Source organism: Francisella sp. SYW-9, from assembly GCF_008711465.1.
Classification (GTDB): domain Bacteria; phylum Pseudomonadota; class Gammaproteobacteria; order Francisellales; family Francisellaceae; genus Francisella.
This window is the reverse complement of record NZ_VXKQ01000030.1, coordinates 131930-156269: the sequence shown is the minus strand read 5'-3', so window position 1 is coordinate 156269 and position 24340 is coordinate 131930. Positions and strand designations below refer to the sequence as shown.

Sequence of the window (24340 nt, the reverse complement as noted above, 5' to 3'; positions counted from 1 at the left end):
GGTAATAAAATAACATGTCTATTTATGATTTTAAGCTTACATCAGGTGATGGATTAGAGTTCTATTTGCCAAAGAATAAGGTTTTACTAATAGTTAATGTAGCAAGTAAATGTGGTTTTACAAAACAGTATAATGGGTTACAGCATTTGCATGAGATATATCCAGATTTGGAAATTGTAGCATTTCCATGTAACTCTTTTGGTGGCCAAGAGCCGGGCAGTGATACTGAAATCAAAGAGTTTTGTAAGACTAATTTTGGTATTACATTTCCGATTATGAAAAAAACAAAGGTTAATGGTAAAGATTCAGAGCCTTTGTTTGAATATTTAAAAGAACAAGCAAAAGGGATTTTAGGTACAGAAAGAATAAAGTGGAATTTTACTAAATTTTTAGTATCAAAAGATGGTCAAACTGTTGTAAGATACGCACCTAAAACAATTCCTGAAGACTTAATTCCTGATATTGATAATTTCTTAAAAGATTAATTTTTTTCCTTAGATATCTAAAAATACTTAAACTTTCTTTAAAAAAGTATGAGGGTAGGAGCTAGAGAATGTATTGGCTTTAGAAGCTAGCTTAAGTAGAATCTTAGAGTTCATGTGTACACGTGTAACTAACATATAAACTAATAAAGTTTTTAAATTCAATAATAAAATTAGGAGTTAAAAGTGATTTCAACATCTCTTTCTTATATATCATCACTACTATTGATATGTAGTGTAATAGTACTTATTTCTAGTAAGTCTAAGTCAAAAATATTTGAATATTTTCCAGCTATTGTAATTATATATTTTTTGATAGTTATATTATCAATATTTGGGTTATGGAATACTCATTCTATAGAAATAAAACAAACTAAATCTCAACTTGAAGGTTTAATTTTACCTGTAATGTTGTTTTTGATGCTAATACGTTGTGATATTAGACTTGTAATTAAGCTTGGTAGAAAACTCTTGATAGCTTTCTTTGGGGCAAGTATTAGTATAATGATAGCTTTTATAATTATGTATCTAACTATTGGTAGATATATATCGCCAGATGCTTGGAAAGGTTTCTCAGCATTATCAGCTAGCTGGATGGGTGGTACTGGTAATATGATTGCCGTTAAGCAAGCTCTTAATACACCTGATAGTCAGATGGGATATATACTTCTTACAGACTCGATAAGCTATACTATTTGGTTTGCTCTTTTATTTGCTCTTATATCTCGTGCTAAGTTTTTTGACAAATGGACAAAGGCAGGTTCATTAGAGGAGCATATTAGTAAAGTTGACATCGATGATCCTTATAATTTAAAAGGAGATATTAATTTTGTAGGAATCTTTTTATTAATAGCTGTCGCATTTACGGCAACAGATATTGCAAGTATAGTAGCAGCATATTTACCACAAACAGCATTAATAACAACAAAGACATGGACTATTTTAATAGTGACATTCCTAGGGTTTATAGGAGCAATGACTCCTATAGCTAAGATAAGAAGTGATAGTATTATTGCTACTATATTTTTGTATTTTTTAGTTGCGTTAATAGCCTCAGGATCTTCATTTAAGGGCTTCTCTGAAGCACCAATATATATAGCATGCGGGATAATGATTTTAGTAATACATGCTATAATAATGACAATAATAGCTAAGATATTTAGGCTAAATCTTGCAATGTGTTCTATCGCTTCATTAGCTAATATCGGAGGTATTGCAGGAGCCCCTATTTTAGCAAGCGCTTATAGTAGAAGTTTAGTTTCTATAGCTGTAGTTATGGCTTTACTTGGATTTTTAGTAGGGACTCAAGGTGGTTTAATTGTAGCTAAAATACTTTCAGGATTTGCTGTATGAATAAAATAGTTGGTATAAAAACATCTATAGTAAAGATAGCTCTTAAAAGGACATTTGTAACAGCTGTGAGAAGCACAGATCATATTGATGCTTTGGTAGTTGAATTAGTCTTAGATAATGGATTAAAAGGTTATGGCGTAGCTCCAGCAACAACAGCTGTCACAGGTGACACTCTTCAAGGGATGAAATTTATTATAAATGAAATCTTTACACCAGTCATTAAAGGTGCGTATTTAAGTGACTATCAAGAGCTTTTACACCAGGCTTTTAGTAGAGTTATGTTTAATTCAGCAGCAAAAATGGCTGTAGATCTAGCCTTTCATGATTTATTAGCTAAACAAAAAAATATCTCTGTAGCTAATCTTCTTGGAGCAAAGAATAATACTATTGAGACTGATGTGTCTATAAGTTGTGGTACAGTTTCAGAGACTATACAAAATATTCAAAATGGAGTTGAGACTAACTTTTCAGCTATAAAGGTTAAAACCGGTGCTGATTTTAAAATAGATATAGATTTACTTAAAGCTTTAGATAACGAGTTTGATAAGAGTATTAAATTTAGATTTGATGCTAATCAAGGTTGGAGCATCGCTCAAACAAAACAGTTTATTGAAGAACTAAATAAATATAGCTTAAACGTTGAGATAATCGAGCAACCAGTTAAGTATTATGATATATCAGCTATGCATGAGATAACACAGTTTAGTAATATTCCAATAGTTGCTGATGAATCTGTGTTTAACTCTAGTGATGCTAAACGAGTTATAGATGAGAGAGCTTGTAATATGATAAATATTAAGCTTGCAAAAACAGGTGGTATTTTAGAAGCTAAAAAAATAAAGAGATTAGCTGATGAAGCAGGAATACCATGTATGGTAGGTTGTATGATGGAATCTCCCGCTGGAATCTTAGCTACAGCAAATTTTGCGTTAGCTGAAAATATTACTATAGCAGATCTTGATCCTCTAGATTGGGTTGCAAAAGATATTTATAGTGATTATATAACTTTCAATGAACCAAATATTATTTTAAAGGATAATTTAATCGGATTTGGATATAATCTATAAAAATAAATAAGTGTTTGTTGGTAAATGAAAACAGACAAAAGTTTAATACTCGTTCATGGCTTTATCAAAAATAGTAAAGACATGCGTAGCTTAGAGGGTTTCTTTAGGCAATACTATGATGACATTATATCTATAGATCTGCCCACTACTTTTGTTGGTATTGATGTTGCAGTTGCTAAGCTATGTCAAGTTATACAAAATATTCCTAAGACAAAATCTATCACATTTTTAGCTCATAGTATGGGTGGTATAATAGTTTGCAAAACTATAGATAAATTGCAGCTTGAAAATGTAGATAAGTGTGTATTTATAGCCACACCATTTAAAGGATCTAAGATTGCTGATTTTGGTGATAAAATTCCTTTTTATTCTAGAATATTAAAACCCAATAAAGAGCTAATGGTGACGGATAAGTATTTAGATATTTGCAATAAGGTCGCTACAAGGTTTCCAGTTGGTTTAATTGCTGGTAATAAGCATTCGAAATTTAATCTTTTAGCTAATTTATGTCTTAATAAAGGTCATGATGGTTTAGTAGAAGTAGAGTCAGCATTTGCTATTAATAGTAGTGATAGAGTTATTCTAAATAAGAACCATGGTGAGATTCATCATAATCCTGAAACATTTAATAAAGTAGAGAATTTTTTAAAAACAGGTAAGTTTTAGAGTTATAAATAAGAGTTTATTTCTAAATAGTAAAATAATATAGTATTAAGAATCTAGGTTAAGTTTTGCTACAGGAAATGAGTTTGTTGATATTTCATGTGAAAGAAGTGTATATCCAAAACTACTGGAAGATAGAGTAATTAGTATTGTAACTGAGAGAATTAGGTTTTTCATTTTATTACCTTTAATGAAATTTTTATGGTTGTCTAATTTGTATTATCACACCAATTTAGTTATATGTAAAACTAATATTCTTAATATATTATTATGTAAGCTTAGCTTACCAAGTAAGGTATTTAGATTTTTTTAAAAAAATTATTAACAAAGCTTTAATAATAATGTTTTAAGAGATGTTTATCTAAAATATATTTTCATGGTTTTTCTTATTTCTTTTTTAAGAATAATTGTAAGGAAAATGTAGAGTATTACAATAAGGGTTTCTATTGAGTTATCGACGTATATATTATTTTTAATAAGGCTTGTTAAAAATAAATGAATGCTAATAATCTATTATTAAGCTACAATTTATTTGAATTAAAAATAAAAGGAGATAATAATGAATGCAAAAAAAGTACTTTGTATAGGGTGGGAGCCAAATTCTGTAGACTATACTAAATATCCTGGAATGGATCCAGAAAAGCTTCGTAGTGTTCTTGAAGGAGATTTACAAAAGTTAAATGATATTGGTTATGATGCTCAGATGGGTTATATAACTAGTGAGGAAGCTGCTGTTAAGGAAGTTCGTGAGGTACTTTCTAACAACACTTTTGATATTATCCTGATAGGTGCTGGTGTACGTAAGGATGATAGTTGTTTTATTCTATTTGAAAAGTTAGTAAATGTGATACATGAGTCTGCAGCTTCTGCAAAATTATGTTTTAACACAGGACCTACAGATAGTGTTGAAGCCGTTCAGCGTTGGGACATTTAACTTATAATATTTAGTTTAAAAGAAAATTATCTTATTTTTCAAAAAATGTTAAATTATTTTTGCTTTAAGAAAACTTTAGGTGTAGATTTATAGTCTATAAACATAAACTATTTTGAGATTGTTTATGATAGATTGTAAGAGTTTGAGTCTAAAGTTATTTAGTGTAGCAGTATTGAGCATTCCAATTGAGAGCATGGCTCATGATCATGATGTATTTTCACATCATCAATCAAACCGATATGGTTATATAATAAAGGATAGAAATGGTTTAGATATTACGGATGTAGTTTTATCTGAGAGGTCTCCTTATTGTAGTAGCTATGTAGGGAACTATTTTGCTTCAGCAGATGATTTTAATTTAAATCAAAAAAACTCATCATATATGACAGTAAAAATTAATACTGAAGACTGTATTATTATTAGTAATGGAATTCCAAATCATACTTATGATGACGCTGATGTGGGAGCTTTTCCAAATAAAGTAGTGCCACAATACCAAATATATGCAATTTCGAAAAATCCTAAGCAGTTAGCTAAGCCGATTCCTTTATCTTTAAGGATGGATAATGCGATTATGCTAAATGGTGTTAAAGTAGATATCTTAGCTGCTGGTTGTTATGGGGTAGGTGATGGTAGGGTTGGTTGTTTTGATCCAAAGGCTAAATGGCGTTATAATCCAGCATATGAGGACTCTGATTTTATAATGGATACTCACCATGCTCACTCTCAGCCAGATGGAACTTATCACTATCATGCTTCACCGAATGCACTGTTTAAAGATAACTCGTCCGTAGAATCTCCTGTAATAGGCTTTGCCGCGGATGGCTATCCTATTTATGGCAGCTATATTAAGAATAATGGTGAGATTTTTGAGGTTAAATCTAGTTACCAACTAAAAAAAGGTAATCGCCCAGATACACCAGATAGTCCAGGAGGTAAGTATACAGGTGAGTTTGTTGATGATTTTCAATATGTCCCTGGAAGTGGTGATTTAGACGAGTGTAATGGTATGGAGTATGAAGGTAGCTATGGGTATTATGTTACTAAAGGGTTTCCATATATTATTAACTGTTTTAAAGGTGTGCCAAATAAATCTTTTATGAAAAAACCACCAAAACGCAGATTCTAAAAAATCATCGTATTAAAGTTTATATCTTTAGCTTATTATATTTATATATAGAGTTCTTTAGGTCCATAGATATGACTTTTCTAACTGAAAAACAAAATCGTGAAATTGAAGAGTATGCTATTGCACAAGGTTTAAACTTGATTGAGAATGCCTCTGATGAGATAGCTAAGCTTATTTTTGCAAAGTTTGATAAACAAAATAAAATCTTAGTAGCCGTAGGTGCTAGCAATAATGGTAGTGATGGTATTGCAGCCGCAATTAAGCTTTTAAATAATGGCTATAGTGTTGATGTTTATAGAATCTTTGCTAAGGGAAATAAGGATAATCAGTGCTATTATGAAGAGTTCTCAAAACTAAAAGCTCCTTTAGATAATCTACCAAATATTAGTGACTATGATGTAGTAATCGATGGAATATTTGGCATAGGGCTAGATAGAGATTTACAAGGGGATGTTTTAGAGCTAGTTAAATCCATAAATCAAAATGCAAAATATACCTTAGCGATAGATGTACCAAGTGGTTTAAGTGCTTTTAATGCTAAGGTATATGGTGAGGCAATCCAAGCCAATGAGACAATTACATTTTTAGCAGATAAGCAAGGTTTACATACCGGGAATGGCTTAGATTATGCTGGTAAGGTAACTGTTAAAGAGTTAATTAGCAGTGAAAATATCAAAATTAGTCAATCAGAGTATCAAGTTTATAAAAATCATATTCAAGATATAAATCTCGATAATATCCTCAGGAAAAAGAAAAATACCAACAAAGGCACTTATGGTAATTTAGCTATAGTTGGTGGTAATGTTGGTATGAATGGAGCTTTGCAGTTAGCTGGTAAAAGCTCGCTATATAGTGGCTGTGGCAAGGTCTCGATGATTTCTTTAGATAAAGATTTTCGTGCAGACATGTCTATGCCTGAGCTAATGACAAAGTCTTTGCAAAATATTCCTAAAAATCTAAATACTTTCTCGGCTTTGGTAGTAGGGGTTGGCTTTGATACAACTGATGACTCCGAAAAAGTTTTAGAGCTAATAATTGATAATCTAACTCAACCAACAATTTTTGATGCAGATGCTTTAAATAGAATCTCAACAAATCAGCAAATCAGAGAAAAGTTTATAAATATAGAGAATAAAATAATAACTCCACATCCAGCAGAAGCAGCAAGATTACTTGGCTGTACAACCAAAGAAATTCAAGAAGATAGATTTGCTGCAGTTAGATCCTTAGCTAAAAAATATAATACTATAGTCGTACTAAAAGGAGCTGGAAGCCTAATTTGTAAAGATAGTGAAATCTATATAAATACTACAGGTAATCAAGGTATGGCAGTGGCAGGGCAAGGAGATGTATTATCTGGGATTATAGGTGCATTTTTATCACAGGGTTTAGATACTCTATCAGCAAGTAGAGTAGCCGTGTATATTCATGGTTTAGCTGGAGATAATCTAGTTAAAAAACTAGGTGGCTATATTGGGATATTTCCAAGTAGAGTAGCTGAGGAGGTTTGTGAAGTTTTGAATAAAAATAAAAATTAATGGATTAGTCAGTATTTAAATATATGTAGGATTTAATTATTATGCGCAAACTTTATATAATTGGTAATGGCTTTGATATAGCTCATGATTTAAAAACTAGTTATAAAAATTTTTATGATTATTTAAAAAAACAGGAAATATTAGCTGAATTAAAAAGCTATATAGAAAGGATGGATAGCCAAGATTTGTTTCTTAATGAATTAATAGGAAATAATAAGGATGAAAGATTTTTCTGGACTAAATGGGAGAAATCATTTTCAACAGTAGCTATTTATGCAGCTGGAGATTTTAGCGAAGAAAAAGCGTCACAAATAAAAGATGAATTTACAAAATATCTTAATAAGTGGATGCTTGAAAAGATTACACCATGTTTATCAGAGTGGAAAGGTAAATATTTATTTGATGATAATGATCTTTTTCTTTCTTTTAATTATTTAGGCACTTTAGAAAAAGTATATTCCATTAGACGTGAAAATATTATTTATATACATGGTAAATCAGAAAATGAGGATTCAAAGTTAATATTTGGAAGTAGTAGTGTCCCTAAGCACATGCAGCTGCCAAACAGTAAAAAGTTTGAATTAAAGAGCTTGGGAAGCTTCACAGATGCAAAGAGCCTTGAAGAATATATTGCTATGCCAGATAAAATTACAATTCCAGCAGCAGAGCTTTCGAAAGTTTTTTATAAAGATATTTCAACAATTATTAATGAAAACAACTTAGAGGCAAAATATAAGAGTATTGAAGAAATTCATATCATTGGACATAGTATAGGTTGTTATGATTCAAAGTTGGACTTTTTAAGTAGTAACTCAAATATTGACGATGAATACTATGAGGTTTTACTTAAGAAGCTAGAAAAACTACAAACAGTAGTTGTATATGAGTATAAAAACACAGCACAAAATAAAATTAAAAAGTTAAAAGATTTTAATGATAAACTAGAGTATAAAATATTATGATAGTTAAGCTAAATTAGAAGTACTTGATTATGAATAAATTATTTATAGGATATAACAGCTAAAAGTTGGTTAAACTCTAAGGCGTAATATCATCAATCACATCGCCGACAATCTGAAAAGGTAACTTCAATATACAACTATTTAAACTAATACAACAAACAGCTAATGCAGCTACTAAAAATATTTTCTTTAATTTCATTTTCTATAAGATCAGTATTTAAACTTATTTATATAATACCTAAGAGATTTAAGCATTTGTAGATTTTATTTTAGTAATACTTGTTTAAGAGTATATTTGGTATAATTAGTATTAATAAATTTAGATTATCTATTTAGGTAAATACTGTGAAACACCAACTTAAATGGATGGCATGGGAGACAACTAGACGTTGTAATCTTAAGTGTGTTCATTGTCGTTCATCTTCAGAATGTGAGGTGCTTGGTCACCCTGATTTTTCTACTGAGGAAGGCTTTAGAATCATTGATAATATAGTCGAGTTTGCAAACCCTGTATTAGTCCTTTCTGGAGGAGAGCCACTTTTAAGAATAGATATCTTTGAGTTAGCAGAATATGGTGCTAGTAAAGGTCTACGTATGGCTTTGGCTACTAACGGTTCATTAGTTACAGATGAAATTTGCCAGAAAATCAAAAACTCAAGTATAAGCATAGTATCTCTAAGTATAGATGGTGCTACAGCTAAGACACATGATGACTTTCGTAGCCAAAATGGTGCATTTGAAGCAACTATAAATGCTGCAAAATTGTTTAAAAAACATGGTATACCATTTTTGATAAACTCATCATTTACCAAACGCAATCAGCATGAGATCAAAGATGTTTATAGGCTTGCAAAATCTCTTGAAACTACAGCATGGTATCTTTTTATGATAGTGCCGACAGGGCGTGGCGAAGAGCTTATGCAAGAGTTGATAGATGTTGATGATTATCAAGATATTTTAAATTGGCACTATGATATGGAAGCTGATGAGCAAGATATGCTTGTACGTCCAACGTGCGCGCCACATTATTATCGTATTCGCTTTGAGCGTAATAAAGAAGATAATGCAAAGGTTCGCTCACGTGCTCTTAGCTTTGGTACAGGTGGTGGTAAAGGTTGCATAGCTGGACAAAGTATATGTCTACTAGATGTTGATGGTAATGTCTATCTATGTAGTTATTTACCTGTTAGTGCTGGTAATGTTAAGGAAAAATCATTTGCAGATATTTGGCAAAACAGTGATGTAATGCACGATATGCGTGATTTTAGTGCTTATGAGGGTAAATGTGGCTCTTGTGAGTTTATCAAAATCTGTGGAGGTTGTAGAGCTAGAGCCTATAATATTCATGGTAGCTATCTTGCAGAAGAGCCATTTTGTAATCACATGCCGATTAGAATGCAATAATTAGTAAGAATGATTTTATTATAGATATTACTGTCTTTCTAAACCAACTACATCACTCATATTAACAATCTCAATAACTTCTTCTTTTGGTGTTGGCTTAATTATATGTTTGTTTGCTTCGGGAGGAAGATCTGTAAAGTTCATAGCATTTAGGTCATAACTAACATATCCTTCATTAATGCCTGCTGCATAAACTCCAGTAGGACTGTTACCTTGATATGCTGCAATATCTTTATATGAGACTATTAGGTTTTTTAGGTCTTTAATAGTAGTCCATAAAGTCATAGAAATCTCATATGGTGGTACAGATACATTATTAATAATTGATGAAGCATGGAAACAAGCTTCTCTATTTGATTGAGGTTCAGGAACTAGTTGTGAGAGGATGTAAGCTCTAACAAATCTAGATACACCACTAAAATCTCCAGGCATACCTATTAGTTGTGCAACTTCAGGACGAGAACTTGAGACAGTATCTTTATAGCTTATTGCTTTATCAGAAAATTTATTATTACTATTTTCAAAAGGTTCTAATAAAGATTTGTATTCTTTGATATTTTCTAAATGCCAGTCATAAGTAGGAGCATTAGTTAAGACATTACCTTTATTCTCATATACATTAACTTTTTCATCAATGAACTCTACAACAGCAGTATTACCTTTTGAATCTCTTAAGCAAAAATGTACGGGAATATTTTTCACAAATGTACCTGGCTTAAGCTCTAATGCACCACCGACTATTTGATGCTCAGATATAAGCTTCAGCGATTGAGGAACATCTTTTGCCATAGATAATAAAAAATTACCTATATAATAGATAGACAAAACATTTCTTTTATCTTCAGGATTAAAACTAGGGTGTTTTGTAACGTCTAGATATAAAAAACTAAATGATAAACCTTCAGTATTTAAACCATCTGTAAGACATTTGCCAAATGCTAATCTACCAAAAAAACCGTAGTGAGTCTTCCAACTAGTTAACTGAGAATCAGGTATTTTATCAGCATCAATAACTATGTCCATAGTATTATCAACACCTACATAACTTATACAATTTTGAAAAGCTATATTTATTGGGAAATCCATAGATCTAGCTTCTATTTTATACTTATTTTTATTTATAAAAACATTTGTACACATCGTCATCTCCTTTCTTATTTCATTACTAATGCTATACTTACAATAGTAATACTACATTATTTTGGAATGTATAAGAATGACTCAAAAATTTAATAAAATAATTATGTATCGTATGGTAACACCTGAGAAAACTTGTCCATATGGTCTAAAAGCAAAAGCTCTTTTTGAGGAAAAAGGTTGGCAGTTTGAAGATCATATTCTAAAAACTAGAGCAGAAACAGATGCTTTTAAGAAAAAATATAATCTAGAAACTACACCATTGATCTTTATTGATGGTAAGCAAATAGGTGGCTATAGTGATCTAGTTGAGTTTTTAGGTGAAAAATGAAAGATCAATTAAAGTATTTTGTTTATGAAACAAAAGTTTTACCTGAGCATATAGATCCAAATAATCATCTAAATAACATCGTATATCTACAATGGATGCAAGATATTGCAATTGCTCATGTGAAGGCTAATGGAGTATTTGATATTACAGAAACTAATGGTCTAACATGGTTTGCTAAAAAGCATACTATAGAATATTTAGCTCAAGGATTTTTAGGTGATGATATTGTCGCAGTTACATGGGTGGAGAGTATCACAAAGATCTCTACATTTAGAAAATATCACATTTATAGAAAGTCAGATAAAGCTCTTCTGTGTAAAGCAGATACTCTTTGGGTAATGGTAAATGCGCAAAAGGGTAGGCCTGAAAAAATTCCTTTAGAGCTAGTGGAAATCTTTGATAAATACAATAATTTCGAGATTGATGATATTAAAAATCTTTTTTAATTTTTCCTAAAATAAAGAATTTGCTATAGATTATTGTTAGTATATTTATATAAGTGTGCTGACATATTTAATTTAGTAGAGTTTAGTTTTGTTAAATTTCTCAGAAAAACAGTTAAAGTATTTACTACAAAATACACCAGATGGAATCCATATCATTGATCAAAATGGAGATCTTATATTTTATAGTGAATCTTTTATGAATAATCTTGGTTATAATCAAGATGAAATGTTAGATTTAAATGTGGTTGACTGGGATCCATTTGCTCCTAGTAAACAGCTTAGCTCTTTGATTTTGGATTTAATTGATAATCCAGAGATATTTACCTCAAAGCATTTGAAAAAAGATGGTACATTAGTAGATGTTGAGATAAATGCTAAAGGCGTTATTATTGATAATAAAAAATATCTTTTTGCCTCTCAGAGAACTATTCATACAAGAAATACAACACAAGTAGACTTAGCAAATAAGCTATTAACTAAAGAGAAAGCTAAATATAAGACTATCCTAGAGTTAGCATCTGATGGTGTTTTTATTATGGACTTTAAGGGTAAGCTTCTTGACTATAGTAAAAAAGCTCAAGATCTTTTAGGATATTCTGATGATGAAATGAAAGGCTTAAGTGTCTATGATTGGGACAGAAATATTACTACAGAAGAATACTCTCAAATAATCCAGGTTCTTAAGGAAGGACCTTTTGAGATAGAGAGAATACATACTAGAAAAGATGGCTCTAAATATATTGCTTTTATAACAGCAAATATCATTAATATTAAAGGTCAAGAGCTACTTTATGCGGCAGCTAGAGATATAACAGCACAGAAAGAAAGCCAAAGAACAATTATTGAGCAGAATGAACAGTTAGAAGCTATATTCCAGACTGCGTTAGGTGGGATTAGTTTATTAAGCTTAGATGGTAAATATGAGTTTGTTAATAATAAATATTGTGAGATGCTAGAGTATTCTAGTAAAGAAATTTTAGATAAAAGTACATTTGATTTTACAGATGAAGAATTTCTAGATGAGTATAAACATGTGTTTAAAGAGGTTGCTGAAAGGTCTATATATGAGGATTTTGAAATAGTTTGTGTAACCAAATCAGGTAAGTTAAAAAGACTAAGATCATCTATTGCTCTAATGCCAAATAATAGACAGCTTTTGATGACAACAGTTGATAATACTGATCTTTTTAATGCAATGAATATCATTAGAAAGCAGACATATACTGATGACTTAACAAAACTTAATAACAAAAGATCATATAATGAGCATATTAAAGAAAATTTAAAGCTATATGATAGATATGAAATGCCATTTTCTATGATTATCTTTGATATAGATTTTTTTAAGAAAATTAATGATAATTATGGACATTTAACGGGTGATAAAGTACTTACAGAGCTTGGAAGTTTAGTAACATCTAATATTCGTGGAACTGATATAGCATTTAGAATAGGTGGTGAGGAATTTGCATTAATCTTAAAAAACACTTCTTTAAATAATGCAACTATAGCAGCCGAGAAGCTTAGAATAGTAGTTGAGCAGGGGCTAAATACCATTAAAGATCAAACTATAACTATAAGTTTAGGTGTTACCCAAGTTATAAAAGGTGATACCACAGATAGTATTTACACTAGAGCTGACACTTGCTTATATACTGCAAAAAGACAAGGCAGAAATTGTGTCATATCATCTGTCTAAAATTTCACTTTATAATAAAATTTATGCTTATATCTGATTATGGCTATATAAATTAGTTAGCTATTTATCTTCTTTATACATTAATTAAGCCTAAATAATGGCTTTACATTTAACCATAAAGAATATAACTTTAAGTTATAGTATTACCATGTTTGAAGAGGGTTTGTGTGGGATTAAATATTGCAATACTTGAGACTTCAAGCTCTGAGTTAAAAGAAAAATTAAGTGACTTTACCCTTAGAGAGTTTTCAAAATCAGATGATGTCTCTAGAGATTTTGAAGAAATTGATGCTTTTGTGATTGACCATAATAAAGAGTCAGTCAATCTAGATATTTCAGATATTATTGAGATTGTTAAAAAAATTAGATCAAGTGCATATAGTTACCTTAAACCTATATTTTGTAATAATAGTGAGCTTACTAAATATACAGTAGAAAAATTTACAGACGCAAAAGGTTTGGTTAAATCTATCGAGAGTATTAATCAAGGAATCGCTAATATAGAGCAGGTTATTAAAAATATTAATAATGTCACAAATGATTGGCAAGCTCGATTTTTAGTATATCTATGTACGCGAAAATCAGCTAGAGATTTGACGCCATACAAAAATAGTTTTAAAGAAACATGTTATAGCTATCCTGTTTTAGATGTGTTTGTTCAAGATGATGATTTTAGTTATGATGAATGGATAAATGAGCTTAAAAATTTAAATATTATTAAAGTTAAGAAATTAATAAAATCTTTTTTATATTGCTCTAACTGTCCATCATCACATACTTTACTTTCCAAAAGATGTCCTGAGTGTCATAATGAAGATATCATTGTAGGTGTTGATGCTAAACATCCAGAGAACTACACGTGTAGAATGTGTGAAAGCGTATTTGTTAAACCAGAGTTTGTTTCAGAATGTGTGGGGTGTGGTACAGTAGCATCTGTGGAGCAAATGCGTAGACATAATATTATCGAATATACACTTACTAATAATGCTGAAGATCATATTAAAATGAATTTATTAAAATATTCGGTACCTGTATATGATGAAATAAACTATATTGTTCCTGAATTTTTTTATAGCCTTGTTGATTGGGCATATTCAATGCAAAATAGAGATCCAGCATATGAGTTCTCTTTGATACATATCAATATATTTGATTATATAGGAGCTGGTGATATTGAAGCTATATCTAAGGCTTTAAGGGAGATCTTAAGAAAAACTGATATGCTAACTAGGGTGTCTCAGCATGATATATGGTTATGGCTACCAGGGACCTCTCTTGAAGGTGCTGAAGTAGTTGTGAAGATGATTAAAGATGCTCATTTATCTGAAAGGGATAGGATTGAAGATTTAATTGATATAGAGGTATTTCACTCTAAAGAATTAAAAGATTTTCCTACTACAGAAAAGTTCATGCAGGGACTATCAGCAAAAGAATAGCGATATATTCTTGATCTTTATTTTTTATTAAAAACTTTCTTTATCATCTTTATAGCATATTTGAAAGTTTAGTTTCTTATAGAAAAGCCTTAAAAACGATATATAGTTAAAAATATTTTAACTGCTGTTTAGTATAAAATATGTTGTCTAGTTTATATCTCAAAATTATAATCAAGATAGTTACATTTTAAATCTATCTTAGATAATTTAAAAATTTTCTATATAAAGATTCTTTTTATAATGTATATGCCAAATATACAAGTAGGCTAAATTTAAGAATAGCTGTAGTTAATAAACTAACTTAGAGAGGGTGGTTATGAGTAAATCAATAGTTTCAGAGGGAAAGGCAAATATAATAAGCATAGACCTAAAGAAGTCCATGAGTAATCTTAAATATAAACTAGCTACTTTAAAGCTTGATAATGGACTTCTAAAAGAGTTCTCGGATAAGCTGCTTAAAAAGCCAAAACCCCACTTTGACGTTGATGATTTTAAAGAATACTTATCAATTAATGGTATATTATTTGATGATTTATCTAGTGAAGATATAACTAAGCTAATAATTAGTTACCAAAGAGAAAAAGATAATAGATTATAGAAGTTTATTTTATTTCTTGTTATTTTTTACTATTTCAACAGGTCCATGATCATCACAGTGATCGCCATGTGGATGATGTAACCTACCGTCAACGATATAGTCTATATGATCGCCATGAGGTAAAGACTCATGTCCACAATTTGGACCATGGACATGATCACAGCATTCATCTTTGATGGGTTTACAGCCATCTGGATTTTTTTCTGATACATCTAGAGTATGCTCATCGTAGTGATCCTCATGCTTGTGATGTAAGTGTCCATCATGTAAGTAATCATAATGATCACCATGTTTTATTTTTGTATGTCCACAACCATCTTTATGTTCATGGTCATGATTTTTATGTGTTTTACATTTGCTCATAATATATCTCCCTTTACTTGTTAAATCATATCTTTATGCATTTATTTTAACAGTTTTTGTCTTAAACCTTCAAATAAATATATAGTTGCGGCCTGAGCGACATTTAGAGATTCAATATCACTAAGAGTAGGAATCATAGTTTTTTCACCAACTGAAAAGTCTTGGATACCATTAGCTTCTTCACCTAAAACCAATACACTATCTTTTAACTTAAAGTTTTTATCATAGCAAGACACACCTTCATGAGGAGTAGTTAGCCAAATTTGATGATTTTTAAGCTTTGAAATGTTTTTTAGCTCTTTAAGATTATCAATATAGTTAAACCTTAAACTAAACTGTGCTCCCATGCCTGCACGTATTGCTTTAGGATTAAATGGATCCACAGAACTATTGACAAGAATTACCTCTGTTAATCCAACTGCTATTGCTGTACGGAGTATTGTACCAATATTACCAGGATCTTGGATTCTATCTAATACTAATGTGAAATCATCATCAAGCCTAAGTTCATCAAAGTTTTTTTTGTAAGCTAATATTAGAATTCCTTGTGAATTTTGAGTTTGTGATAGTTCATTAATATCTTTTTCAGAAATAGTGTATTTTTTGTCTACAGGATATAAGTCACTATCTGATTTTTCAGTCACTATTATTGTATGTATATCTGAATTTGGAAGTCTATGGATAGCTTCTTGACAGCAACGTAGACCTTCTATTATATAGTAAGAAGATTTTTTCCTGCCTTGAGAGGTATGAAGCTTTTTTATTTCTTTATGTAGTTTTTGTGTAAGAGTTTTCATTAGAATCATTTAAGATAAATTATTGTTTATATTTTATGTTTTTTATAATGATCTTTAAACAAGAAAAATATCTATTTTTGATATACAGGAAAAGACATGCTATGTTAAATAATTACTAGTAACAAGAAATATGAGATTTTATGCAAAGAGAAAAAGGGGCATATGCTCCAGTATTTTATCCGGCAATTATTTTAGCTTCGATACTAGCATTGTTAGGTATTATCTTCCCGGAGGCTTTTGCTAACTGTATGTCTATTGTCCAAAACTTGATTTTAGAAAAGTTTGGTTGGGCATATATCCTAGCTATGAGTGTTTTTGTTTGCTTATGCTTAATTCTAATGTTTAGTAGGTTTGGAGATATTAAGCTTGGCCAAGAACATGACCTACCAGAATATAGCAATATATCTTGGTTTGCGATGCTTTTTGCAGCTGGTATGGGTATAGGTTTGATGTTTTATGGTGTTGCAGAACCACTAAAGCACTTTTTAGCACCACCAAATATTTCCAATGATCAATTAGAAGTAGTTAAGCAAGCAATGAATACTACATTTTTCCATTGGGGTATAGAAGCATGGTCTGTATATGTCATAGTTGGTTTATCTTTAGCATATTTTTCCTATAGACATGATTTACCATTACTACCTCGATCAGTACTTTATCCTATATTAGGAGATAAGATATATGGTCCTTTAGGTCATGCTATAGATGTATTTGCAATTTTAGGAACATTATTTGGAGTTGCTACTTCTCTTGGATTTGGAGCTATGCAAGTAAGTTCAGGGATTAGTTTTTTAACAGGCCTTCCTGATACTATAAATATGCAAGTGATATATATTATATTTATTGTTGCTCTAGCAACCTTATCTGTAGCGTTAGGTCTTGATAAGGGAATAAAATTTTTAAGTAACTTTAATATAGTTTTAGCAGTACTATTGTTAGCTTTTATATTATTACTTGGTAATACCACAGGTTTAATACAAGATTATGTTCAAAATATTGGTTATTACTTAAGTACTCTGGTTAATCAGACCTTTAATCTTTATGCTTACAATAAAGAAAGTCAAGAATGGTTAAGAAGTTGGACTCTATTTTATTGGGGATGGTGGATAGCATGGTCTCCTTTTGTTGGTATGTTTATTGCTAAAGTTTCTAAGGGTAGAACTATTCGACAATTTACTGTGGGTGTTTTATTTATTCCTACTGGTTTTACATTTTTATGGATGACTGTTTTTGGCAACTCAGCTATTAGTATAGTTATGAATTCTAATGCTCAAAATCTTACTGATGCTGCTAGTAATAATATTCCAGTTGCTCTTTTTGAGTTTTTTCAATACTTTCCTTTTTCTACATTCCTTTCAATTATAGCTGTATTTTTGATAGTTACATTCTTTGTCACCTCTGCAGATAGTGGAGCATTAGTTATAGATATATTAGCAACAGGTAATGCTAAAAAATCAATAACTATACATCGTATTGCATGGTCAGTATTATGTGGACTTTTGGCTATTTCACTTATTTTTGCTGGAGGATTACAAGCATTACAATCTGCAACTATAATTAGTGCGTTTCCTTTATTATTTATCTTATTTTTAATGTGTATTTCATTAGTTAAATCTTTACGATTAGACTATCTTAGAGTTAGAAGTATTGAAACACATTCAACTGTTGTACAGTATGTAAAAGCAAATACATCTTGGCAAAAAAGACTAGAAGCTATAGCTTATAAACCATCAAGAGATCAAGCTATTAGTTTTTTACAAAAAGATGTTACAACCGCTGTTATAGAGGTTGCAGATGAAATGGAGAAAAATGGTATAGATACTGAAGTTTTAAGAGATCACGATCATATACAGCTGACTATATCGATAGAAGATAGTGAAGATTTTGTTTATAGTGTTATGCTAAGAACTTATCAATCTAAAAATGATACTACATATAATAGAGTAGAAGTCTTATTAAGCCACGGTGGGCAATATTATGATATTATGGGATATTCAAAGGATCAAGTAATTGCTGATATTGTTAACCAGTATGATAAGCATCTACACTATTTACATCTAGCTGTGGCAGATAAAGATATTGTTAATTAATAACAACATAACTAAGATTTAGTATCCAAGCAAAGCTTATCCATACAAGATAAGGTGTAAGCAAGTATCCAGCAGTTTTACTAATATTATTAAATATTCTTATATTCCAAACTAGGAAAATCCACAATATAGTCATTTCTAGTAATGCTAAATCTAGCTGATGCCAGCAGAAAAAGACAAAACTCCACAAGAAGTTAAGTCCTAACTGGATAGCATAAACAATAAAAATTTTTTCTTTGAGTTGTCCTTTCAAAAACACTAACCATCCTGAGATAGCGATCATAATATATAAAATACTCCATACAGGTGCAAATACCCAATTAGGTGGAGCAAAAGAAGGGCTATTTAGATGAATAAACCAGGTCGGTATATTATGAGCTGTCAGAGCACCAACTAACATACCAACACCTAGAATTATAATTATAAATATAGCTAATAATATATAATCTTTTAGCTTTATATTACTATTCATTTTTTACTCCTATATTTGCTACAAAATATCTACTAATATCATCTAAATATTGTAGATTAGAATATACTTTTGCAAAAGTTTGTATAATAATTATTAACAATATTTAATACATAGAGGTGTTAGAGTGTTTAAAACAAAAAGTTTAACTCCAAAAGAATACGAGATTATAATCAACAAAGATACAGAACAACCATTTACAGGTAGGTATAATGATTTAGATCAAAAGGGTATATATATCTGCAGAAACTGCGCTACACCTTTATTTAAAGCTGATAGTAAGTTTATCTCAACTTGTGGTTGGCCTAGTTATGATATCCATATAGATAATAATGTCAAAGAACTTCCTGATGTCGATGGTAGAAGAACAGAAATCTTATGTAATACTTGTGATGGACATTTAGGGCATATTTTCCATGGCGAAGGTTATACAAAGCTAAATACGCGTTATTGTGTAAACTCAGCGTCTGTTGATTTTATAGCGAGTGAAAGTTTTGGTGAAACTGAAGAGATAATAGTTGCAGCAGGATGCTTCTGGGGTGTTGAATACTATATGAAAAAACTTGATGGAGTTTTATTTGCTGAATCAGGTTATTGTGGTGGGGATCAGCCATATCCAAACTATAAACAAGTATGTAATGGTGACACAGGCTATCTAGAAGTTGTCAGGATAATATTTGATAAAACAAAACTTAGTTTAGAATCTTTATTAAAGTATTTCTTTGAAATTCATGATTTTGAACAAGCTAATGGCCAAGGTCCTGACATTGGTGAGCAATATAAGTCAGCTATTTTCTATTATGATGAAGAGCAAAGGCAAGTTGCAGAGAATATTAAAGATACTCTAATTGATAAGGGGTATAGTGTAGTTACAGAAGTTAGAGAAATGAAGCCTTTTTATGTAGCGGAAGATTATCACTTAGACTACTATATGAAGCAAGGTTCATTACCTTACTGCCACACACATAAGAAAATATTCTAATCAAGTTTTTACTGGAAATAATCTATTTTTAATCACCATAAAAATAAGTATAGATAAAATTACAAATCCTAATTGTTGTATAGGAATTTCTATCATTAAGTTAGAAATAGATGAAAAACTAATAAGAAAACCAGCAAAACCAGCTGCTATGAATCTTAGTAATCTTACAATGGCATTTCCAGCTGCAAAACCTTCTTTTAATAAATCAATCGCTTTTGTTGTTGTGATAATATTTATTAAAGAAAAGCTTATTGTTGCAAAGGCATTCAGAATTATAAAGAGATAAATATTATTAAGGTAAGTTGAGCTTATAATATTAGCAATTAATATTACAACTACAGAAGCATAGCTCATAAAAATAAAATATTTTTCATTAGAAGAATTTATTTTATTTTTTATATAATAACTAGCTAATACAACACCACAGATATTTAGGGCAAAAAGTATACAGAATCCAATATATCCTAATTTATAATATCCAATAATTAAATTAGAAGATGAGCTAATGAAGCTGAAAAATGCTCCAAAGCAAAGACCACTAGCTATTGAAGTTATTATAAATGGAGGGTTTATTAAATGTTTAAAATAAACTTTGAAACTATATGGCAAGCTCTTTGATCTATTTTTTGACATAAGAGTTTCAGGTATTGTAAATGATATTATAACTAGGATGATTCCATAAATAGTTAAAAAGTGGAAAATATCTTGCCATCTTCCTGTCATGTATATAATGACACTTCCTATAATTGGAGCAACTATAGGAGCTATCATAAATATCATAGCCATTGTAGCCATCATTTTTATGAGTTTTTGGCCTCTATAGCAGTCTTTTAGTATGGCAGATGCGGCTATAGCAGCAGGAGAGTCTCCTAGGCCTTGCATAAATCTCATAAATATTAGCATATCGAAATTATGAGTGAACGAGCATAATATGGTACTTAATACATATATAAGCATCCCAATGATAAGTATGTTTTTTCTTCCAAATCTATCTGATAATGCTCCCCAAAAAACCATACCGACACCAAAACCGATAAGGTAAGTTGAGATTGTTATAGATAGAATACTAACATCTATTTGAAAGAAACTACTAATACTTCCAAATGCAGGAATATATGTGTCAATAGCAAAAGGTGGTAATGCAACAAAGATTACCACAAAGAAAACAAGGTACTTACTACCTTTTCTTAGCTGGTACATTTTAAACATCGATTATTTAATAATTTAGAGTATATTATTATAACAAATAAATTTGTTTTATAACGTGAATTTATATACCTTGGAAGAAATTAAATATTAGATTTATTTAGATGGATTTGTAGAGGTAGTCTTAGCAGCTGTTGAATTACTATCACTAGCTTTAGCTTTATTTATAGCTTTTTGGATATTCGCTGCACTTGTATAACCACCAATTACAGTAGTATTATTAGCATTAGCATCTTTAAGTGGCGCAACTACTAAGAAAGGAGTACCTTGGATATTAAGATCTTTGAAGCCCATTTGTAAAGTAGATTTCACATGATCTGCTATTTTATCATCTTTAATAGCTTTCTTAACAGCATCAACCTTTGCACCAGCTTGTGTAGCTACTTTATTTACAGTTGAATCTGTAAGTTTACCTTCATCTTCGCCTGTAGCAAATATACCATTATGATACTTAACATAAGCATCAGCACCATATAACTTATATATAGCTGTACCAACTTCAGCAGCATATTCAGATGCCGGAGCTCTTTGACCAAAAATTGGGAATTCGCCAAAGACAACTTGAACATCGCTGTTATCTTTCATAATTTTTTCAATCTCAGGAGCTACTTTTGAGCAGTACATGCACTGATAGTCAAAGAATTCATATATTACAACATTAGGACTTTTAACATCTGATTTAGGTGTTAAATCTGAACTGTATATACTATCTTTAACTTTAAGGAAGCTAGCTACTCTTTTTTGGCTCATCTCTGTCATCATCGCTTGACGAAGTGAATCCATATTATCCTTAACCTCTTGCTCAGAGATTTCTGGTTTCTTAGCTTTCATAGCATCTTCAAACCCAGCTATCACTCGATCTTTATATATGCCGTAGCTTTTTAGATTTGGATCTTGAGCAATGCTAGATCCCATGCCGTAGCCAATTGTATAGCTTGCGTTAGATTTAACGTTATCACTATTAGTGTCAGTTGTTTTTTGAGTTGTAGCTACTGTAGAACCCGAACCTGTCTTAGCACTAGTTGTTGAAGAAGAATTATCACTACCACCATTAGAACAAGCAACTAAGCTAGTTGTAATAGCTGCTACAGCTAATGCTTTTAAAAGTTTTTTCTTAGTCATTTCTTACTCCTTTAGCCAATTACTTATTTTGCACTTTTTTGTGCAGCCATAGCTTGTTTTTGGAAATCCATCATAGCCGTCTGCATTTGTTCAGGAGTTAGTTTAGGTTTTTTTGAATTAATACCGTCTTTTAAACCATCAATAACTTGCTGATTGTCAGCAGTAACGTTATTTTGTTGCATTTGAGCTTGTAAAGTTTTACCCATTGTATATCCAACTGAGTAACTTATGTTAGATTTTGTATCTGTTGCTGCAAAACTAGAACTAATTAAAGCTCCAGCTACTAATGGAGCTACAAGTAGAGTCTTAGTTAATTTCATTATTCAAATTCTCCTTTGTTTTTATAAAAGTATTCTCTAGCAATTCTAACAAACAATACATAAATCACAATCATTTATGTTCTTTTTGAGCTAATCTTTGTTGTTTGTTTATCGCCCAGTTAATATGCTCTAATAATAGAGGGTTATTTCTAAAATCATCTTTTTTGGCTATCAAAGCTTGAATATTTCTCTCAATATATGGTGAATTTCCTATTGCTATGGCTATATTCCTCATCCAAGCATCATAGCCTATTCTGCGAATAGCAGATCCTTGGGTATATTTATCAAAGTCATCTCTTGTCCACGCAAATAGCTCTAGTAAAGGTTTGTTTACTAAAAACTCTCTTTGTTGGAAATCTTTTTCAGTTGTCATCGGCGCATCGTTATTAAAGGGACAAACTAATTGACAATCATCACAGCCGTATATTCTAGTTCCTATCTTATCTCTAAGTTCTAGTGGTATAGCATTTTTATTCTCAATCGTTAAGTATGAAATACATTTGCGAGAGTCAATCATTTTTCCTGGCTGTATTGCTCCAGTAGGACAAAGCTTGATACATGCTTGGCATTTACCACAAGAGTCAATATGTTTTTCTAAGTTAGGAAGTTTAGATAAGTCTAAATTACTATATATAACACCAATAAAGAAGAATGATCCTTGAGTTTTGTTCATCAGCATAGAGCTTTTACCTTGCCAACCAAGACCAGCTTTTTCAGCTAGAGGTCGCTCTAATACAGGAGCACTATCTGTAAATACTCTAAATTGATGTCCACCTGTTAGCTCATCAATATATTGCCCTAGTCTTTGTAACTTCTTTTTCATTACTTTATGATAGTCGCGTCCATGAGCATATATTGAAATATCAGCTGTATTACTAGGAGTTCTTAATTTTTGGACTTCAGATTTTATTGATACTGGTCGATTAAGATAGTTTAGTGTGGCAACAATGACACTGTTTGTGCCAGGAACTAGCTCATCTGGGATATATCTTTTTGAACCATGTTTAACCATATAATCAAGATCTGCATGATATCCTTTTTCTATCCATTGATTATAATATGGTATATATTCAGAAAGATCACAGTCAGCTTTTGATATCGATGATAAGTTTAGCTCGTTGAAGGCGTAGTCTTTAACTTTCTGCCACTGTTGTAAAGAAAGCTCAAGCTTCATAATTAGCTGTCAGTGCGTTTGATGTCCCAAAGTTTTTCTAATGCATATAGATTTCTAGTTTCTTCAAGCATTATATGAGCTACAATATCTCCGGTATCTACTAAGATCCAGTCAGATTTATTATCACCTTCGATACCTAAAATAGAGACTTTGTTCTTTTTAAGTTCTTGTTCAAGGTTCTTTGAAAGAGCCTTAGCGTGAGTGGTTGATGAAGCTGTACAAATGACAACCTTATCCATCATATCTGTAAGATGCTCAACATCTATAGTTTGGATGTCTAATCCTTTTAGATCATCTAGTGCTTCTGTCACAATATGTAACCTTTGGTCTGTAGTCATAAATATTAAATTAGTTTTAAGTTCTATAATTTTGATCTAAGATTATAACACAAGTTATAACTGAAGTTGCGCACTAAACATAAATTTGAGCATAAAGACAAAGTATTATATGCAAGGCAGGTTTTTATTAGCATAGCAGTAGCTATGGTGATAAAGTTCTAACGCAGTCAGATGATACTTAGCTTTTTGTCCTTTGGATGATATAATTTGCATTAAATAACGTCGTTATCAAGATTTGAAGCTACTAGTAGCTCTTGACCTTATTTCCTAGTTCTTCAACGCAACGTATAACACTCAAAA

The 24340-nt window shown here is 30.9% G+C and carries 26 protein-coding genes and 1 pseudogene; 16 read left to right on the top strand and 11 right to left on the bottom strand.

Annotation, left to right across the window (positions count from 1 at the left end):
* Positions 1 to 14 precede the first annotated feature (14 nt).
* The 4 genes from F3D62_RS11115 (at position 15) to F3D62_RS11100 (ending at position 3568) form a co-directional block, all read left to right on the top strand.
* Entirely contained in the window at positions 15 to 485 is a 471-nt protein-coding gene (locus F3D62_RS11115; protein ID WP_150468320.1) for a glutathione peroxidase, read from the top strand.
* A 183-nt stretch (positions 486 to 668) separates the two neighbouring features.
* The gene (locus F3D62_RS11110; RefSeq protein WP_150468319.1) at positions 669 to 1835 is read left to right on the top strand and encodes a DUF819 domain-containing protein; all 1167 of its coding nucleotides are present in this window, start codon (positions 669 to 671) and stop codon (positions 1833 to 1835) included.
* Positions 1832 to 2902 carry a dipeptide epimerase gene (locus F3D62_RS11105; RefSeq protein ID WP_150468318.1) on the top strand — a complete coding sequence of 357 codons (1071 nt, stop codon included), beginning with the start codon at positions 1832 to 1834 and terminating at the stop codon, positions 2900 to 2902. The genes F3D62_RS11110 and F3D62_RS11105 overlap by 4 nt, the downstream gene beginning before the upstream one ends.
* Positions 2903 to 2926: 24 nt before the next feature.
* On the top strand, positions 2927 to 3568 hold the full coding sequence (locus F3D62_RS11100; RefSeq protein WP_150468317.1) for an alpha/beta hydrolase: 642 nt from the start codon (positions 2927 to 2929) through the stop codon (positions 3566 to 3568).
* A gap of 45 nt (positions 3569 to 3613) precedes the next feature.
* Here the strand turns inward: F3D62_RS11100 and F3D62_RS13065 are convergent, their stop codons facing one another.
* On the bottom strand, positions 3614 to 3742 hold the full coding sequence (locus F3D62_RS13065) for a hypothetical protein (RefSeq protein WP_263478762.1): 129 nt from the start codon (positions 3740 to 3742) through the stop codon (positions 3614 to 3616).
* Positions 3743 to 4124: 382 nt separating this feature from the next.
* Here F3D62_RS13065 and F3D62_RS11095 point away from each other — a divergent pair, with 382 nt between their 5' ends.
* The 4 genes from F3D62_RS11095 to F3D62_RS11080 all read left to right on the top strand — a co-directional run bounded on the left by F3D62_RS11095 (position 4125) and on the right by F3D62_RS11080 (position 8128).
* Positions 4125 to 4499 carry a hypothetical protein gene (locus F3D62_RS11095; RefSeq protein ID WP_150468316.1) on the top strand — a complete coding sequence of 125 codons (375 nt, stop codon included), beginning with the start codon at positions 4125 to 4127 and terminating at the stop codon, positions 4497 to 4499.
* Positions 4500 to 4623: 124 nt separating this feature from the next.
* Positions 4624 to 5628, top strand: a complete 1005-nt coding sequence (locus F3D62_RS11090; RefSeq protein ID WP_150468315.1) for a YHYH protein — start codon at positions 4624 to 4626, stop codon at positions 5626 to 5628.
* Between the two features lie 71 nt (positions 5629 to 5699).
* Complete coding sequence (locus F3D62_RS11085; RefSeq protein ID WP_150468314.1) at positions 5700 to 7166, top strand: NAD(P)H-hydrate dehydratase; 1467 nt, start codon at positions 5700 to 5702, stop codon at positions 7164 to 7166.
* A 41-nt stretch (positions 7167 to 7207) separates the two neighbouring features.
* Positions 7208 to 8128: an AbiH family protein gene (locus F3D62_RS11080; RefSeq protein ID WP_150468313.1), complete on the top strand. Its 921-nt coding sequence runs from the start codon at positions 7208 to 7210 to the stop codon at positions 8126 to 8128.
* A gap of 76 nt (positions 8129 to 8204) precedes the next feature.
* Here the strand turns inward: F3D62_RS11080 and F3D62_RS13060 are convergent, their stop codons facing one another.
* Positions 8205 to 8327 carry a hypothetical protein gene (locus F3D62_RS13060; protein ID WP_263478761.1) on the bottom strand — a complete coding sequence of 41 codons (123 nt, stop codon included), beginning with the start codon at positions 8325 to 8327 and terminating at the stop codon, positions 8205 to 8207.
* Between the two features lie 146 nt (positions 8328 to 8473).
* On the opposite strand from F3D62_RS13060, the gene F3D62_RS11075 reads away from it, so the two are divergent.
* Complete coding sequence (locus F3D62_RS11075; RefSeq protein ID WP_150468312.1) at positions 8474 to 9532, top strand: radical SAM/SPASM domain-containing protein; 1059 nt, start codon at positions 8474 to 8476, stop codon at positions 9530 to 9532.
* Between the two features lie 27 nt (positions 9533 to 9559).
* Here the strand turns inward: F3D62_RS11075 and F3D62_RS11070 are convergent, their stop codons facing one another.
* Positions 9560 to 10672, bottom strand: a complete 1113-nt coding sequence (locus F3D62_RS11070) for a linear amide C-N hydrolase (protein ID WP_150468311.1) — start codon at positions 10670 to 10672, stop codon at positions 9560 to 9562.
* 76 nt (positions 10673 to 10748) lie between these two features.
* Between F3D62_RS11070 and F3D62_RS11065 the strand changes: the two genes are divergently transcribed.
* The 5 genes from F3D62_RS11065 to F3D62_RS11045 all read left to right on the top strand — a co-directional run bounded on the left by F3D62_RS11065 (position 10749) and on the right by F3D62_RS11045 (position 15179).
* A complete protein-coding gene (locus F3D62_RS11065) occupies positions 10749 to 11000 on the top strand; it encodes a glutaredoxin domain-containing protein (protein WP_150468310.1) in 252 nt (83 codons plus the stop codon).
* Positions 10997 to 11446, top strand: coding sequence for an acyl-CoA thioesterase (locus tag F3D62_RS11060; RefSeq protein ID WP_150468309.1), 450 nt, complete (start codon positions 10997 to 10999; stop codon positions 11444 to 11446). The genes F3D62_RS11065 and F3D62_RS11060 overlap by 4 nt, the downstream gene beginning before the upstream one ends.
* Positions 11447 to 11534: 88 nt before the next feature.
* The gene (locus F3D62_RS11055) at positions 11535 to 13145 is read left to right on the top strand and encodes a sensor domain-containing diguanylate cyclase (RefSeq protein WP_150468308.1); all 1611 of its coding nucleotides are present in this window, start codon (positions 11535 to 11537) and stop codon (positions 13143 to 13145) included.
* 167 nt (positions 13146 to 13312) lie between these two features.
* Positions 13313 to 14581 (top strand): hypothetical protein, encoded by a 1269-nt coding sequence (locus F3D62_RS11050; RefSeq protein ID WP_224732685.1) that lies wholly within the window; start codon positions 13313 to 13315, stop codon positions 14579 to 14581.
* Between the two features lie 316 nt (positions 14582 to 14897).
* The gene (locus tag F3D62_RS11045) at positions 14898 to 15179 is read left to right on the top strand and encodes a hypothetical protein (protein WP_150468306.1); all 282 of its coding nucleotides are present in this window, start codon (positions 14898 to 14900) and stop codon (positions 15177 to 15179) included.
* Positions 15180 to 15188: 9 nt separating this feature from the next.
* Here the strand turns inward: F3D62_RS11045 and F3D62_RS11040 are convergent, their stop codons facing one another.
* Both F3D62_RS11040 and F3D62_RS11035 read right to left on the bottom strand, forming a co-directional pair.
* Positions 15189 to 15542, bottom strand: a complete 354-nt coding sequence (locus F3D62_RS11040; RefSeq protein ID WP_150468305.1) for a hypothetical protein — start codon at positions 15540 to 15542, stop codon at positions 15189 to 15191.
* Positions 15543 to 15583: 41 nt separating this feature from the next.
* A complete protein-coding gene (locus F3D62_RS11035; protein ID WP_150468304.1) occupies positions 15584 to 16339 on the bottom strand; it encodes a TrmH family RNA methyltransferase in 756 nt (251 codons plus the stop codon).
* Between the two features lie 140 nt (positions 16340 to 16479).
* Between F3D62_RS11035 and F3D62_RS11030 the strand changes: the two genes are divergently transcribed.
* A complete protein-coding gene (locus tag F3D62_RS11030; protein ID WP_150468303.1) occupies positions 16480 to 18429 on the top strand; it encodes a BCCT family transporter in 1950 nt (649 codons plus the stop codon).
* On the opposite strand, the gene F3D62_RS11025 is transcribed toward F3D62_RS11030, so the two are convergent.
* Positions 18422 to 18901: a TspO/MBR family protein gene (locus F3D62_RS11025; protein WP_150468302.1), complete on the bottom strand. Its 480-nt coding sequence runs from the start codon at positions 18899 to 18901 to the stop codon at positions 18422 to 18424. The genes F3D62_RS11030 and F3D62_RS11025 overlap by 8 nt on opposite strands.
* A gap of 124 nt (positions 18902 to 19025) precedes the next feature.
* Between F3D62_RS11025 and F3D62_RS11020 the strand changes: the two genes are divergently transcribed.
* On the top strand, positions 19026 to 19880 hold the full coding sequence (locus F3D62_RS11020) for a bifunctional methionine sulfoxide reductase B/A protein (RefSeq protein WP_150468301.1): 855 nt from the start codon (positions 19026 to 19028) through the stop codon (positions 19878 to 19880).
* Here F3D62_RS11020 and F3D62_RS11015 read toward each other — a convergent pair whose 3' ends face one another.
* From F3D62_RS11015 to rsfS, 5 genes and pseudogenes are all read right to left on the bottom strand, one after another.
* Positions 19881 to 21080 carry a Bcr/CflA family efflux MFS transporter gene (locus tag F3D62_RS11015; protein WP_150468300.1) on the bottom strand — a complete coding sequence of 400 codons (1200 nt, stop codon included), beginning with the start codon at positions 21078 to 21080 and terminating at the stop codon, positions 19881 to 19883.
* A 114-nt stretch (positions 21081 to 21194) separates the two neighbouring features.
* Positions 21195 to 22208, bottom strand: a pseudogene (locus F3D62_RS11010) (DsbA family protein); the annotation flags it as partial.
* Positions 22209 to 22231: 23 nt separating this feature from the next.
* Positions 22232 to 22528, bottom strand: a complete 297-nt coding sequence (locus tag F3D62_RS11005) for an FKBP-type peptidyl-prolyl cis-trans isomerase N-terminal domain-containing protein (protein WP_150468298.1) — start codon at positions 22526 to 22528, stop codon at positions 22232 to 22234.
* Between the two features lie 70 nt (positions 22529 to 22598).
* Complete coding sequence (gene queG / locus F3D62_RS11000) at positions 22599 to 23702, bottom strand: tRNA epoxyqueuosine(34) reductase QueG (protein ID WP_150468297.1); 1104 nt, start codon at positions 23700 to 23702, stop codon at positions 22599 to 22601.
* 2 nt (positions 23703 to 23704) lie between these two features.
* Positions 23705 to 24040, bottom strand: a complete 336-nt coding sequence (rsfS, locus tag F3D62_RS10995; RefSeq protein ID WP_150468296.1) for a ribosome silencing factor — start codon at positions 24038 to 24040, stop codon at positions 23705 to 23707.
* Positions 24041 to 24340: the final 300 nt, after the last annotated feature.

Excerpts from the sequence above, each read along its gene's own strand:
- F3D62_RS11115 (WP_150468320.1), top strand. The coding sequence starts at position 15 with ATGTCTATTTATGATTTTAAGCTTACATCAGGTGATGGATTAGAGTTC.
- F3D62_RS11105 (WP_150468318.1), top strand. The coding sequence starts at position 1,832 with ATGAATAAAATAGTTGGTATAAAAACATCTATAGTAAAGATAGCTCTT.
- F3D62_RS11100 (WP_150468317.1), top strand. The coding sequence starts at position 2,927 with ATGAAAACAGACAAAAGTTTAATACTCGTTCATGGCTTTATCAAAAAT.
- F3D62_RS13065 (WP_263478762.1), bottom strand. The coding sequence starts at position 3,742 with ATGAAAAACCTAATTCTCTCAGTTACAATACTAATTACTCTATCTTCC.
- F3D62_RS11095 (WP_150468316.1), top strand. The coding sequence starts at position 4,125 with ATGAATGCAAAAAAAGTACTTTGTATAGGGTGGGAGCCAAATTCTGTA.
- F3D62_RS11090 (WP_150468315.1), top strand. The coding sequence starts at position 4,624 with ATGATAGATTGTAAGAGTTTGAGTCTAAAGTTATTTAGTGTAGCAGTA.
- F3D62_RS11085 (WP_150468314.1), top strand. The coding sequence starts at position 5,700 with ATGACTTTTCTAACTGAAAAACAAAATCGTGAAATTGAAGAGTATGCT.
- F3D62_RS11080 (WP_150468313.1), top strand. The coding sequence starts at position 7,208 with ATGCGCAAACTTTATATAATTGGTAATGGCTTTGATATAGCTCATGAT.
- F3D62_RS13060 (WP_263478761.1), bottom strand. The coding sequence starts at position 8,327 with ATGAAATTAAAGAAAATATTTTTAGTAGCTGCATTAGCTGTTTGTTGT.
- F3D62_RS11070 (WP_150468311.1), bottom strand. The coding sequence starts at position 10,672 with ATGTGTACAAATGTTTTTATAAATAAAAATAAGTATAAAATAGAAGCT.
- F3D62_RS11065 (WP_150468310.1), top strand. The coding sequence starts at position 10,749 with ATGACTCAAAAATTTAATAAAATAATTATGTATCGTATGGTAACACCT.
- F3D62_RS11060 (WP_150468309.1), top strand. The coding sequence starts at position 10,997 with ATGAAAGATCAATTAAAGTATTTTGTTTATGAAACAAAAGTTTTACCT.
- F3D62_RS11045 (WP_150468306.1), top strand. The coding sequence starts at position 14,898 with ATGAGTAAATCAATAGTTTCAGAGGGAAAGGCAAATATAATAAGCATA.
- F3D62_RS11040 (WP_150468305.1), bottom strand. The coding sequence starts at position 15,542 with ATGAGCAAATGTAAAACACATAAAAATCATGACCATGAACATAAAGAT.
- F3D62_RS11035 (WP_150468304.1), bottom strand. The coding sequence starts at position 16,339 with ATGAAAACTCTTACACAAAAACTACATAAAGAAATAAAAAAGCTTCAT.
- F3D62_RS11030 (WP_150468303.1), top strand. The coding sequence starts at position 16,480 with ATGCAAAGAGAAAAAGGGGCATATGCTCCAGTATTTTATCCGGCAATT.
- F3D62_RS11025 (WP_150468302.1), bottom strand. The coding sequence starts at position 18,901 with ATGAATAGTAATATAAAGCTAAAAGATTATATATTATTAGCTATATTT.
- F3D62_RS11015 (WP_150468300.1), bottom strand. The coding sequence starts at position 21,080 with ATGTACCAGCTAAGAAAAGGTAGTAAGTACCTTGTTTTCTTTGTGGTA.
- F3D62_RS11005 (WP_150468298.1), bottom strand. The coding sequence starts at position 22,528 with ATGAAATTAACTAAGACTCTACTTGTAGCTCCATTAGTAGCTGGAGCT.
- queG (WP_150468297.1), bottom strand. The coding sequence starts at position 23,702 with ATGAAGCTTGAGCTTTCTTTACAACAGTGGCAGAAAGTTAAAGACTAC.
- rsfS (WP_150468296.1), bottom strand. The coding sequence starts at position 24,040 with ATGACTACAGACCAAAGGTTACATATTGTGACAGAAGCACTAGATGAT.